Source organism: Streptomyces fuscichromogenes (assembly GCF_014645815.1).
Classification (GTDB): Bacteria; Actinomycetota; Actinomycetes; order Streptomycetales; family Streptomycetaceae; genus Streptomyces; species Streptomyces fuscichromogenes.
Genome location: NZ_BMML01000048.1, coordinates 25,819 through 38,915, shown reverse-complemented (window position 1 = coordinate 38,915; position 13,097 = coordinate 25,819). Strand labels below are relative to the sequence as shown.

The window sequence follows — 13,097 nt, the reverse complement described above, 5'->3', positions numbered from 1 at the left end:
CGTCAGCCCAGCAGTCACCGCCAACTGATCACTCCTGACGCCATTCACGAACGAATGCAGCTCAGCCTGATCAGTTCCGGTGATCGCCACGCACCCGATCGCTAACCCTGTGAGCATGACCGCCCGTGACAGACGTGGAATGGCGGGACATGCTGTTCCCGCAGGTGGACGGCCTGGTTATCGAGGACATCACGCTCGGGGACGAACGAGTCCTTGTCGCCGCCCGTGCTGTCGCGGCCTACGCGACCTGCCCGGAATGCGGTGAGACATCCGGGCGCGTCCACAGCGGTTACGACCGCCGGCTCGCTGACGCCGCCGTGGGCGGCCGACCGGTGGCGATCCAACTGCGAGTGCGCAGATTCCGCTGCTCTACGGCCGCGTGTCCCAAGACCACATTCGCCGAACAGGTCGCCGGGCTCACCTTCCGCTACGGCCGACGCAGCGAACGGCTCCACGCGGTCCTGCAGGTGGTCGCACTGATGCTGGCCGGTCGCGCCGGCGCCCGGCTGACGACCGTCCTCGAAGCGGTCACCAGCCGCTCCACCCTCCTGCGGCTGATACGGTCCCTGCCCGATCCGCAGCCAACAACGCCCCGCGTCCTGGGCGTTGACGACTTTGCCCTGCGCAAGGGCCACGTCTACGGCACCGTACTGATCGACATCGAGACCCACAGGCCGGTGGACCTCCTGCCGGATCGAGAAGCGGCGACGCTGACCCGATGGCTCGCTGAACACCCCGGCGTCGAGATCATCTGCCGCGACCGAGCCACCGCCTACGCCGAGGGCGCCCGCGCAGGCGCCCCGAAAGCCGTGCAAGTCGCCGATCGCTGGCATGTCTGGCATAACCTCACCGAGGCAGTCGACCGGTATGTCACCCGGCACGCCGCCCACCTGCACGAACCCGCCGATCCCCCCACCACGCAGGCATCGGCTGCCGCAGTCGCAGAACTGCAAAAGATCGCCACCGCCGGCCGTCCGGCCAGCACCGCCCACCGATGCGCTGATCGGACCCGCGAGCGCCACCAGGCCGTGCACACCTTGCTCAACCAGGGCCGCGCCCAGCGCGAGATCGCCCGCGAGCTGGGCCTGTCCCGCAACACCGTCCGCCGGTTCGCCCGCGCCACCACCTGGCAGGAGTTAGTGGCCGGCAAGTGGCAGGGCCGCCCCAGCATCCTCGACGACTACAAGCCCTACCTCCACCAACGCTGGAACGAGGGCTGCACCAGTTCCGCCGCCCTCTTCCAGGAGATCAAGACCGTCGGCTACCGCGGCGGCCTCACGGTCCTGCGCGACTACCTTCGGCCTCTGCGATCAGGTGCCGCTCCACGCGAGAAAGTCCGACCGCCCTCGGTGAGGGACGTGACCGGCTGGATCACCCGCCACCCCGACAGCCTCACGCCGGACGAGACCCTCAAGCTCAAGGCCGTCCTCGCCCGATGCCCGGACCTCGACGCCACCGCCGGCCACGTTCACGCGTTCGCCGAGATGATGAACGGCCGAACCGGCCAACAGCTGCCCGAATGGATGGAGAAGGTCCAGGCCGACGACCTGCCTGAGCTGCATTCGTTCGTGAATGGCGTCAGGAGTGATCAGTTGGCGGTGACTGCTGGGCTGACGTTGCCGTTCAGTTCAGGTGCTGTCGAGGGTCAGGTGAACCGGATCAAGATGCTGAAGCGGCAGATGTTCGGCCGGGCCGGTCTCGATCTCCTGCGCAAGCGCGTGCTCCTCGCCGCGTGACCCAGGAGCCGCGTCCGGCACGGACGGTGACCTTCGGCCGAGCCAGCACCAAAAGTGATCCAGAACCTCGATTCACCCGTTGCCGAGAGATGAGCGTGGTGTGGGCGGCGACGTCGCCGGAATCGGGACTGTTCGATCCGGTTGAGCGACGCACAGAGGTGAAGGATCTGTCGGATCGCTTCGATGACTTGCGTTCCTGTGGCCAGGGATACGTCGAGGTTCGGTCGCCGAACAGGGAGTTCCCGGTGCTGACCCTGGCCTTTCGAGATGATCACGCGGTCGTTCACCTGATGAGTGACACCGGGCGGATGTCTCTGCTCGTAGGAGACGGCACGGCGCCCTCGGGTGCCGAGGTCGAGGTCCCGATCATGGACGATCTGGCCGCTTTCACGGGCGACTTTGTCCTGGATACCGATCGGGCGTGGGACCTGGTGCACGACTCCACGCAGACTCCGGTGGCCGGCCCTCTGGGTGAGTGGTGTGCGTTGTAGCCGAAAGCTCGTGACACGATCATGATCGGTGCTTCTTCAGGCGCCTCCAGCAGATGAGGCCGCAGGCCAATGAGACGAAGGCGTCGTGGAGTTCGGTTCGGCGTTCCCATCGCACGGCGAGGCGTTTGAACTGGTGGAGCAGGGCGAAGGTCTGCTCGACGACGTAGCGGAGCTTGCCCAGGCCCTTGATGTTCGGGGCGCCCTTGCGGGAGATGACCGGCAGGATCCGGCGCTTGCGTAACTCCTCGCGGTTGGGGTTGGAGTCGTAGCCCTTGTCTCCGAGCAGCGAATCGGGACGACGGCGTGGCCGGCCGGGGCGCCCGGCCACGGGCGGGATGCCGTCGACCAGGGCGAGGGTCTGGGTGACGTCGTTGACGTTCGCCGCGGTGGTGATGACCTTGAGCGGGATACCCCGTCCGTCGCAGATCAGGTGGTGCTTGCTGCCCGTCTTCCGGCGGTCGACCGGTGACGGACCGGTGTCGGCTCCCCCTTTTCGCACGGATGTGGGAGCCGTCCACACACGCCCTGGACCAGTCGAGCCCACCCGCGGCATTCAGCTCGGCGAGCAGAATACGGTGCAGCCGGTCGAAGACCCCGGCCTGCTGCCACCGCTCCAGACGCCGCCAGCAGGTCTGTCCGGAACCGAATCCCAACTCCAGGGGCAGCAGTTGCCAGGCTATGTCGTTGTGGAGCACGTACGAGATGTCCTGCAGACACATCCGGTCCGGCACAGGCCGAGGCCCCGGTGATCGCTCCGGCCATGGCGGCAGCAGCGGCTCGATCAGTGCCCACAAGTCGTCATCCACGATCCACGGCCGGGTACTCACACCCTCCCCAACGGCTGAATCGTCACATCGGTCACGCCCGGCCGGGACACCTCAACAAGATCGTGTTACGAGCTCTAACCTCGGCATTTCGGTTGGGGCGATGAGGCGTTGCTGAGGTTCGGCTGTCGGGTGACCGACGCGATGTCGGTGCTCGGGCATGGCGGAATCCCGGCGCGGTGGTCGGGTTCTCCAGGGTCCTTCGGGTCGTGGGCGGGCGGGGTGGTTGCCGGTCAGCCGGCTGGGCGGGGCAGTGCGGCGAGGCGGTGGAAGGCCGTGGCCAGTTCGTTTCTCCAGGGCCAGGTCGCCGATATCCGCAAGCGCAGGCGTCGGCCGCCGCGGGTGAGGCGGGCGGCGACGTGCAGCAGTCGGTAGCGGAGCTTCTTCGGCTCGGCGGTGGCCAGCTCCCCGTCCAGCAGCAGGACGCGCGTCCAGGCGAGCAGGTCGATTGCCGCGAGGCTGAGTTCGAGCCAGACGGCGTTGACGGCGAAGTCGCGGGAGGGGAAGCGGCCGAAGCCGGTGGTCTTGCCGCACCGGATGTGGTCCTCGACCGTGGCATGCCCGCGGTGACGGACCTCGAGGAACTGGGCGGATCCGCCCCCGGAGCAGGGGGTGTCGGTGAGGAACACCTGATGCCGCAGGCCCTCGTCCTGGTCGAACAGGGACAGCTGGGCTCCGGGGTGCGGCCGCTCCCGGCGCACGATGATGCGGGTACCGGTCGGATAGCCGTCCAGATCGACCATGCCGGTCAGCTCGGCCACCTCGGCGCCATCACGCAGCGTCCCGTCCTGGTCCAGGGCGGGATGCCAGAGACGGTCGGGCATGGCCCGAATGGCTCGGCGGACCGGCTCGGTGATTGCGTATCCGACTGAGAAGAAGGTAGGGATTCCTTGTTTCCGCAGGTCGCGGACGCGGGTGAGGAAGGCTTTCGCGGATCCGGCGCTGTCGGCGCGGACCAGGATGTCGGTGCCGTGCCGGTGAGCGTCGGGGATCTGCGCGAGCGCGTGGTCGAGCACCGCGATGTGATCGGCGGCAGTGTTGGCTCCGGAGTTGCCGGGCCGTAGCCGCCCCGATACGGCCTCGCCGGTGTCCGCGAGGAAACACAGCAGCGGATGGAAGCCGAAGCCGCCCTTATAGGTCGGGGCGGCCTGTTCCTTTTCCGAGTGGCAGGCGACCAGCGTGGCGTCGAGGTCCAGAACCAGGCCGGGAAGTTCTCGTCCGCCGGCCCGAGCGGCAGGTATGCCCTCGCCGGTCTCGGCGGCCTGCATCCAGGCGACTTCCCGGGCCGTGGCGCGGGCCGCTCGCAGCGAAGCGAGTGCAGCCTCGTCGGTGTCGGCGAGCAACCGCCAAGCGGTGGGCGTGGAGGCGACCGGGCCGAACACCCCTGCCTGGTCCCGCAGCACGGCCAGATCCGCGATCGCCTCACCGCCGTCGGCGAGCATCACCGCCAGGTCGGTGGCGACCCGGCCCGGATCATGCCCGGTCCCGCGCGGCCGAAGCGGCCTGAGAGCGGCGGAGTACGCGGCGGTCAGGCCGGTGGCGTCAGCGAGATCCGCCGGCAGCCGTGCCCCGGCATGTCCGACCGCCCCCGAACCATCGGCACTGACATGAACCCTGGGACGCAACCCGATAGCCTGCACGTAGAAAGTGCCCTCCGCCTGGACCGACAGAACTCCTCAGCAAGGTTCATCGTCCCAGGTCAGGAAGGCACTTTCGCGTTTCCGCCCCCAAAGCCAGCCGTACCCAAGTGAAACGGCGAGGCTAAGGGCCGCGGCAACTTCGACCGGAGCGGCGTCGACTCGCCGTCGCCGACCACCAGCCCGGAGACCTCGCGATGGCCGGCGGCGGAGATCCCGGTCACGATGAGCACGGCCTGGGGGACTGTCAAAACGAGGGCTCTGGCCCGTAGTCGGTGGTGACGTGTGGTAATCATCCTTGATCACGATCTTGTGGTGGATATCGCCCCCTTATGGGGACGCGTTTTCGGAGCTGTCGGTGCTGGTCGTCGAGGACGTAACGGAAGGGCGGCGACGCGGTGGTGGTCTCGGCCCGGAACCGGGACGTGGCGGTGCCGTTCTGGTGTGCGGGACGCAGACGGCGAAGGTGGACGGTTGTCGCAGCCGGACGCTGAGGAACGTGCCGACCGACGGCCGCCGGGTCGTCGTCCACCTGCGCGTACGGCGGCTGGCCCGTCTGGCCCAGGGCTGTCGGCGGCAGACCTGGGCCAGACGGATTCCCAGACGACTGGAGCACCATCAGCGCCGCACGGTGGGTCTTGCCTGGCAGATATCCGGGAGCGGCGCGGGAGTTATGCGGCCGGGTGGCCACACGCCTCGCCGACCTGCCGGTCGTACCCGCCTCCCGCCGCGCCGTCCGCCACTGCCGCGACAGGCCGTTTCGCGGTTGATCGGCGCGGACGATTCGCCTCACCGTCTCGGTCCCCCACCTCCCCGAAGCGATCCGGGAGTCGGGCCACACGAGCAGCGCCAACCTCCTGGTCCGCTACCTCAATCAAGCCGCAGACGAATCGGGGTCACATGCTCATGATATTGGTGAAGTGCTCAACGACAGGGGCTGCGGCGACGTGGGCACGAAGAGCCTCCCCGTACTTGGTGTAACGGTCGCTGCCACGGAAGTTTTCGAGGTGAGCTTGCTCGGATTCCCACTCATTCACACCGATGAAACGCGACGGGTTCTCGCCACTCTGGTACATCTTCGCACTGATGCACCCGGGTGTCGTTGCAAGAAGTTCGTATCCGGTATCCCGGAAGGCAGCTGCAAAAGCAGCCTCATGGCCGACAAGAACGTCAATGATAGCAATTTCAGTCACCATGAGGTGATCATTGCATCGTGGGCGGCCACCAGCCAGGCCAATGTCTATGACCTGAGTAACAGTGAGGTTCTTCGAGCTGGCCTCCGATCAGGTGACGGCCTGCAGAGCGCAACGAGCGAGGCCCCCGGGCTGTTGATCGAGATGTCTGACGTCTCAACCACGCTGCTCGGGGGCCTCGTTGGTCATCTATCCTGCCGCACTCGACCTGCCGCATGCGCTCGTGGAGTGGGTGACCATGCTCGTCGTCACTCGTGAGGGCGACCGGCGCTGCAAGCTCCGTCCGTCCCAACGCGCGATGGTGGCACTGGTGTACCTGCGCGAGCACACCACCCTGGCGAAGATCGCTGCCGGGTTCGGGATCAGCGAGTCCACCGCCCACGCCTACACCAGCCAGGTCATCGACCTGCTCGCCAAACGTGCGCCGGGACTACTGAAGACCCTGCGGGAGGCCGATGCGGACTTCGTCCTGCTGGACGGCACGCTCGCCGAGTGCGACCGGGTCGGCGACGGACGCGAGGACTATTCCCACAAGCACCGTCGGCACGGGGTGAACGTGCAGGTGGTCACCGATCCGGACGGCCGGCTTCTGTGGCTGTCACCCGCGCTGCCGGGCCGGGCCCACGACCTGACAGCTGCCCGCTCCCACCGGATCATCCGCATCTGCGAGCGCCAAGGCGTCCCCGTCCTGGCCGATCTCGCTTACCAGGGCGGTGGCCCCTGGGTGACCACGGGGATCAAACGCCGACCCCTGCAGGAACTCACCCTCACCGAAAAGACCCTCAACCGGGCTCTGGCCGCGGCACGGGCACCGGTCGAACGCGGCGTCGCACGCCTGAAGTCCTGGCGGATCTTCCGCAGATCCCGCTGCAGTCCCAACCGGATGACGTCAATCGCCAAGGCCATCCTCACCCTGGAGCGGCAACGCTGAAGAAGCTCAGTCGGCAGGCGAAGGTGTGCCGCCACTGATGGGGCGTCAAGTGGACGGGCCGGCCGTACTCGTCGCAGATGTCGCAGGTCGCCAGCCAGCGGCGGAGCATCTGCCGGTAACTGCTGTCGGACATCCGCAGTCGCCCCGAGGCGTTCGCGTGCGGTCGGGGGAAGGGTGCCCTGGGGCCAGCGTTGCAGGACGCGGTGCTGGTGGTCGCGGATGGCCTGCTCGAGCTCCTCGTCGATCGGGATGGCCGCCTCGCGCTTCATCTTGGTGTTGAAATACCGCAGGTAGGGGGCGTCTTGACCGTCGTGGAGGAGGCAGTCGAAGTCCAGGCAGATGACGCTGGAGATCCGCAGACCGCCGCGGATGAGGATGAGCGTGATCAGACGGCCGGACGGGTTGTCCCAGCGGTCCAGGTTCGCCTCGGATTCGACCTGGGCCATGACGTGCTCGGCCAGCCGCCGGGAGACCGTTGTGGCCGGCTCCGCCGGGATGTCGCCGGGATAGAAGGCGGCGGTGCCTGGCAGGGAGTCGTCCCAGCGGTGTTGCCGGATGGCCTGGAAGAACAGGTTCAGGCTGCTGATCCGGCCCTTCTTCAGCCCGTGCCCGCCCGGTTGGGAGGCGACGTGGGCGAGGTGACGTTCCAGCAGCGGACGGTCGACGTCGGCGAGACGGTCGACGCCGACGTGCGTCAGGAAGCCTCCGAAGCAGACCAGCGCGTCCCGACCGGTGTGGGCCGCGGTGGTGCTCAAGCCGCTGGTCAGTCGCAGCCGTAGCCAGCGTTTGGCCAGGTCACGCAGCCATGGCTGGCCGATGCGCTCGAAGTGCAGCCGGATGCGCGGTCGGGGGACGGTGGCAGTAGCGGGGGTGGTGATGCCCGGCAGCCGCTCGAGGCGCCACACATCCCGCGGATACTCGCTCTCCCAGCCGGCGCCGTCGCGCAGGACCTCGACGGCGTCCCGGACCTCGATCAGGAAGAGCCCCGGCTCACGGACGCGGCCCGAGGCCGCATCGTGCCGCCACTGCTCTTCGGTGAGGTCGAGCAGGGAGGACACCCCGAGGGACCGGGCGAGTCGGACGGCTTGGGCCACGATGCGAGGTGGCGTCGTGCGGCGGTGGGCATCGGACCGGCACTGCAGCCCGTACTGAAACTCCAGCGTCAGCTGACGGGGCAGATTGCGCAGATCGATGTGGGCGGTGCCGGTCAACTCGGCGTCCAGGGCGAACCGTTCAGGGTCCGCGCGGCTGGCGTTCGCCCACCGCTCGTGGTGACTGCGGCAGAACAACATCTGCGGGCCTTCCGCCCACAGAGCACAGAACGACAGCCGACACTCGGCCGGGGCATCACCGGGCTGCACCAGATTCGGCGCATCCCAGACGTCCGGACTGGGCCGACCGGCCCGGCGCCACCGCTCGTAGTGCTTGCCGCAGAACCCTTTCCCGAAGTTCCCGTAGCGGCAACCGGCGATCGTGCAGACTGTCAGGGCCTGGCGCCCACGAACGGGCAGGCCGGGATCGGCGAGGAACTTCTCCATGTCCGGACGGCCGCGGTGGCGCCAGCGGATCACGTGCCCGTTGCAGAGCCCCCGCATGCTGACGATGCGGTCGCAGTCGGCAACGATGCAGGCCGGGGCGACAAACACCGGGTCGTCGGGGGCCGGACGATAGATCTCGGTGCAGAACTCGGCCCGGACCGCGGCCAGGAGCTTCTCCAGCAGACCGGCCCGGTCGTGACCAGCAGGAAGAGCGTTAAAGGTCACAGCCGGACCTCCCGTCCGGTGAACCAGCCCGCGTCTTCCAGGGCGCGCCGGGCGTCCTCGACGGTGAGGTGACCGTAGGTGTCGATCGTGGTGCTGGCCGAGGCGTGTCCGAGGAGTTCCTTGACGTTCTCCATGCCGGCCCCGCGACGCAGAAGCCAGGTCGCGTAGGTGTGGCGGTATTGGTGGGGCTCGAACTCGATGCCGGTGGTCTTCCGAAGCCGTCTGACCAGGTCGTAGACGGCCGGATAGGCCCAGGGGCGGCCGTGCGGCTCGGCGAAGAGGTTCACGAAGACGTAGTCGGAGTCCAGGGCGCCGTACTCACGGTGCAGATAGTCGGAGTACAACCGCATCAACTCCGCGCTCGCCGGGATGGTTCGCGTGCGGCCGGCCTTCGCGCGGGCCCGGTGGTCGTTCTGCCGCGGCACCACGATCACCTGCTTCTCGGCGATCGCGATGTCGTCGTGCCGCAGGCCCAGCGCCTCGCCGATACGGACTCCGGTGTCCAGGAGCAGGGCGAACAGCAGCCGATCCCGCAGGTGTTCGCACCCGTCGAGGATCTTCTGGGCCTGGGCAGCGGTCAGGACACGGGGACGCCTGCGGCCGGACTTGAGCTTGATGGTCCTGGTCCGCTCGGGCCTGCCGGAGGCGATGTGCTGCAAGAACGGCTTGTAGGAGGTGGCCGACGCGCGGTGTCGCCCAGCCGGGCGCATGGTCACCAGCAGGTCAGCAACCTCGATGCCGCTGCGGGCATGGAACTCGTAGAACGTGCTGACCGCGGCGAGCTTGCGGTTCACGCTGGAGGCCGTGCAGTGGTGCTCGACCGTCGGCAGCACCGCCACCCCCCCGCTCCGGGCTACTGGCGACAGCCGCAGCCAGGCCACGAAGGCGGCCACCGCCTCCAGATCGACCGCTTTCCAGTCCAGGCTGCGGCCGTCGAGGTAGACCCACCAGTCCTTCAGGTCGTGGGCGTACGCCTTGACGGTGTTCGGCGACCGCTCGATCGCGGACAGATAGGCCAGGAACGACTCCACCGGATCGACCGGCCGCAGATCATCTCCCAGCAGCGTCCACGACTCCGTCGTCGACCCGGATGTCAGCACCCTCTGTACGCGCATCGCGCATCCACCCCTTCCGTGTTGGACGGCGGCAGATAACCGCATCCACCACGGGAGTTGGGGGAACTTCAGAGGGCTTCACACACATGAAGGACGCGCTCGCGCGGGCTCAAGATAACGGCCGTTGACGAGCTTGCCGCCGTCGAAGCAGCGGCTGTCGGCGCCGCCGACGACGTCCGCCTTGACCGACTGCGAGTCGATCACTGCGGCCGTAGGCTGTGCATCCAGCCTGGTCGCGCAGCAGGACCAGGTCTGAAATCGCCTCGCCGCCGTCGGCGAGCCCGACGCCGAGATCGACCGCGATCCGGCCGGGATCGTGCCACGGGGCCGCAGCCGACGCAGTGTGTCCGTGAAGGCTCTGGTCAGGCCAGTGACATCGGCGACATCAGCCAGCAGGCGGGCTCCGGCGTGGCAGACCACCCCGCGACCGTCGGCCGACACGACGAGCCTGGGACACGACCGGGCAGGGTGCACGCAGAAAGTGCCTTCCTGCTGTGATGACAGAGAGCTTCGATAAGCCTCATCTTCCCAGTTCAGAAGGCACTTTCGCTTTTCCGATTAGGACTCGGACACCGCCGCAAGTGAAACCCGCAGGCCAAGAATGCAAGTGTCCGATCCGGGTCACGATTCACGAGTCGCCGACAGGTGCCGACGTCTGACGACTCCGTCGACAAGCCATGTCAAGGGGAGTTGACGCCCCATGTGATCGGGGTCACCGAACTGGCGAGGCGTCCAGTCCGTGTAGAAGGTATCCACACCTCGGGGAGGGACCGGTGTAAGCGCCCGGCAGCAGGCCCAATCCGAGTTCGCACGAAGAACAAAAATCTGAAGCCCCCAATGGTTCCGAAGAAGTGAATGGGTGCACGTCCATGAGTCCTACCCTGTGCCGACCGGCGCTCTGGGTCCCCGAGAACACGATCAGCCTGAAAGAAACGCTGAACCTGTGCCGCACGCTCCACAGCAGTCACGAGAAACTCCGCGCAGTTCTCAGAATGATCGAGAACACCGGAGTGAAGAAGCGCCACATCGTCCAGCCGATCGATGCCACGCTCCGGCACCCCGGAGTGGAGGCGCGCACCGAGATCTACCAGCGGGAGACCCGGCGCAATCTGCCAGGGGTTGTGGACGAGGCGCTTCGTTCCGCAAACCTCGGCAAGAATGACATCGATGCCATCGTCTATGTCTCGTGCACCGGCTTCACCATGCCGCCCATGACGACCTGGATGATCAACGAACTCGGCTTCCGCAGCGACGTCCGCCAGATCCCGATGGCCCAACTCGGCTGTGCGGCGGGCGGCGCCGCCATAAACCGGGCGCACGACTTCTGCCTGGCCTATCCCGAAGCGAACGTGCTCATCGTGACGAGTGAGTTCTGTTCACTGTGTTACCAGCCGACGGACTCCGACGTGGGGACGCTCCTGTCCAACGGCCTGTTCGGGGACGCGATCGCCGCTGCCGTCGTACGCGGCGAGGGCGGTACGGGAATGAGGCTGAGCCGGAACTCCGCCTACCTGGTTCCCGACACCGAGGAATGGATCTCCTACAAGGTCAAGGAGACGGGCTACCACTTCCGCCTCGACCGGCGGGTGCCCGGGACGATGTCCATGATCGCCCCTACCCTCAGTCAGTTCGCCAAAGAGCAGGACTGGGACGTCTCCTCCCTCGATTTCTACGTCATCCACGCCGGCGGGCCCCGCATCCTGGACGACCTGTCGGATCTCCTCGGCGTACCGGCCGACGCCTTCCGGCACAGCAGGGGAGTGCTGTCCGACTACGGCAACATCGCGTCCGCAGTCGTACTCGCCGTGCTCCAGCGGTTCTTCGACGACGGAAGCGTCCCGAACGGGGGCCGTGGAATGGTCGCGGGATTCGGCCCCGGAATCACCGCGGAGATCTCGCTGGGGACCTGGACGGCTCGGGCCGAGCGGGAGGAACCCGGCGAGACAACGGCGCAGCCGCACCACGGCGCCGGGCAGACCGCACCTTTCCGCCCCAAACTGATTGCCGGGTGAATCCCATGGCCACCGGAACAACAGCATCTTCGCCTTCCATGAATTGGAAGGTCGGAGACCGTCCCGTCCATCGCATGGGTTACGGCGCGATGCACCTCACGGGACCAGGCATGTGGGGGCCTCCGGAGAACCCGGAGGCGGCCAAGGCCCTGCTCCGGACAGCCGTGCACGAGTTGGGTGTCACCTTCATCGACACCGCGGACTCGTACGGCCCCGCCTTCAATGAGCAGATCATCCGCGAAGCCCTGCACCCCTACCCGGACAACCTGGTTATCTGCACCAAGGGGGGCATGCTGAGGTCGGGCCCGAACGACTGGGGGCACGGTCCCGGCACCAAGCCCTACATCGTCGGCCTCGGCCGTCCTGCCTATCTCCGGCAGCAGGTCGAGTTGAGTCTGAGGAACCTCGGGCTGGACTGCATCGACCTCTACCAGCTGCACCGCATCGACCCCATGGTGCCCCTGGCCGACCAACTGGGGGAACTGGCCGTCCTGCGCGAGCAGGGGAAGATCCGGCACATCGGCTTGTCCGGTCAGCCGGGCATCACGGTCGAGCAGTTGGACGCCGCAAGCGCGATCACCGACATCCACGCCGTCGAGAGCCTGTACAACATCGCGGACCGCGAAAGCGACTCCATGGTCGACATCACGCGGGACCGCGGGATCGCCTTCATTCCGTGGTTCCCCCTGGGGCATGGTGATCTTGTCGGTCCCAGGGGCGAGCTGGCGAATGCGGCGGCCCGGCTCGGTGTCACGAGTGCGCAGTTGTGCCTCGCCTGGCTCCTCCGGCGTTCACCGAACATTCTGCTCATTCCCGGCACCACCTCCGTCGAACACCTGCGGCAGAATGTCGCGGCGCAAGACGTGCGGATGTCCGAGTCCGAATGGGACTCGATCGAGGCGATATCCGAGAAGATCGCCAACTGGCGCCCGGAACCGTCAGGAACAGAGGAGTCCGTAGCATGACCACGAACAGCTCAGCGATCGGGAACAGTATCGAGGCGCTGGGGCACGAAGAGAACTGCCGGGTCCTCCGCTACATTTATGAGGATTTCGATCGGCTCGTCGAGACGGCGTCAGAAGGAATTGTCCTGCACCCTGCGGGGCGCCGCTCCGAGGACGACGACATTCACGGACTGGCGAAGGCCCTCGAACACGAACGCGCTCTTCTGGCGGCCACCGGTGGGACATTGTTCATGGATGTGCAGTACATAGCCGCCAATGAGTATTTCGGAACGGTCATGGGAATGATCCGGGCCAAGGTGCCCGCCGACGTGGTCATGCCCTTCTGCGGACTGTGGCGCTTCGCCGACGGTAAGCTGGTCGAGCACTGGGAGAACCCCTTCGCTCCGGCCAAGCTCGCCGGTCGGCTGAAGCACTGATCCCCCACCGTGGA

General features: G+C 67.1%; 10 protein-coding genes and 1 pseudogene. 6 read left to right on the top strand and 5 right to left on the bottom strand.

Annotated features, from left to right (window positions below; genetic code table 11):
• Window positions 1-125 precede the first annotated feature (125 nt).
• On the top strand, window positions 126-1,736 hold the full coding sequence (locus IEZ11_RS48280; protein ID WP_229713920.1) for an ISL3 family transposase: 1,611 nt from the start codon (window positions 126-128) through the stop codon (window positions 1,734-1,736).
• Window positions 1,733-2,227 (top strand): hypothetical protein, encoded by a 495-nt coding sequence (locus IEZ11_RS48275; RefSeq protein ID WP_373295083.1) that lies wholly within the window; start codon window positions 1,733-1,735, stop codon window positions 2,225-2,227. Before IEZ11_RS48280 ends, IEZ11_RS48275 begins: the two co-directional genes overlap by 4 nt.
• A gap of 19 nt (window positions 2,228-2,246) precedes the next feature.
• On the opposite strand, the gene IEZ11_RS48270 is transcribed toward IEZ11_RS48275, so the two are convergent.
• The 3 genes from IEZ11_RS48270 to IEZ11_RS48260 form a co-directional block, all read right to left on the bottom strand.
• A protein-coding gene (locus IEZ11_RS48270) for an IS5 family transposase (protein ID WP_373295082.1) occupies window positions 2,247-3,054 on the bottom strand; the annotation gives its coding sequence in 2 pieces (ribosomal slippage) (window positions 2,247-2,715 and window positions 2,714-3,054; 810 coding nt in all).
• Window positions 3,055-3,284: 230 nt separating this feature from the next.
• Entirely contained in the window at window positions 3,285-4,691 is a 1,407-nt protein-coding gene (locus tag IEZ11_RS48265) for an IS1380 family transposase (RefSeq protein WP_189269472.1), read from the bottom strand.
• A gap of 893 nt (window positions 4,692-5,584) precedes the next feature.
• Window positions 5,585-5,884, bottom strand: coding sequence for an antibiotic biosynthesis monooxygenase family protein (locus tag IEZ11_RS48260; RefSeq protein WP_189269471.1), 300 nt, complete (start codon window positions 5,882-5,884; stop codon window positions 5,585-5,587).
• Between the two features lie 178 nt (window positions 5,885-6,062).
• Here IEZ11_RS48260 and IEZ11_RS48255 point away from each other — a divergent pair, with 178 nt between their 5' ends.
• Window positions 6,063-6,812, top strand: a complete 750-nt coding sequence (locus IEZ11_RS48255; RefSeq protein ID WP_189269470.1) for a transposase family protein — start codon at window positions 6,063-6,065, stop codon at window positions 6,810-6,812.
• Window positions 6,813-8,571: 1,759 nt separating this feature from the next.
• On the opposite strand, the gene IEZ11_RS48250 is transcribed toward IEZ11_RS48255, so the two are convergent.
• Together IEZ11_RS48250 and IEZ11_RS51690 are read right to left on the bottom strand one after the other, a co-directional pair.
• Window positions 8,572-9,690 (bottom strand): tyrosine-type recombinase/integrase, encoded by a 1,119-nt coding sequence (locus tag IEZ11_RS48250; protein ID WP_189269469.1) that lies wholly within the window; start codon window positions 9,688-9,690, stop codon window positions 8,572-8,574.
• A 117-nt stretch (window positions 9,691-9,807) separates the two neighbouring features.
• Window positions 9,808-9,915: pseudogene (locus IEZ11_RS51690) on the bottom strand (IS5/IS1182 family transposase); the annotation flags it as partial.
• Between the two features lie 644 nt (window positions 9,916-10,559).
• On the opposite strand from IEZ11_RS51690, the gene IEZ11_RS48245 reads away from it, so the two are divergent.
• From IEZ11_RS48245 to IEZ11_RS48235, 3 genes are read left to right on the top strand one after another with little or no spacing between them, the layout of a single operon-like run.
• Window positions 10,560-11,702, top strand: a complete 1,143-nt coding sequence (locus tag IEZ11_RS48245) for a type III polyketide synthase (RefSeq protein WP_189269468.1) — start codon at window positions 10,560-10,562, stop codon at window positions 11,700-11,702.
• A 5-nt stretch (window positions 11,703-11,707) separates the two neighbouring features.
• On the top strand, window positions 11,708-12,667 hold the full coding sequence (locus tag IEZ11_RS48240) for an aldo/keto reductase (protein ID WP_189269475.1): 960 nt from the start codon (window positions 11,708-11,710) through the stop codon (window positions 12,665-12,667).
• Window positions 12,664-13,083 carry a nuclear transport factor 2 family protein gene (locus IEZ11_RS48235; RefSeq protein ID WP_189269467.1) on the top strand — a complete coding sequence of 140 codons (420 nt, stop codon included), beginning with the start codon at window positions 12,664-12,666 and terminating at the stop codon, window positions 13,081-13,083. The genes IEZ11_RS48240 and IEZ11_RS48235 overlap by 4 nt, the downstream gene beginning before the upstream one ends.
• Window positions 13,084-13,097 lie beyond the last annotated feature (14 nt).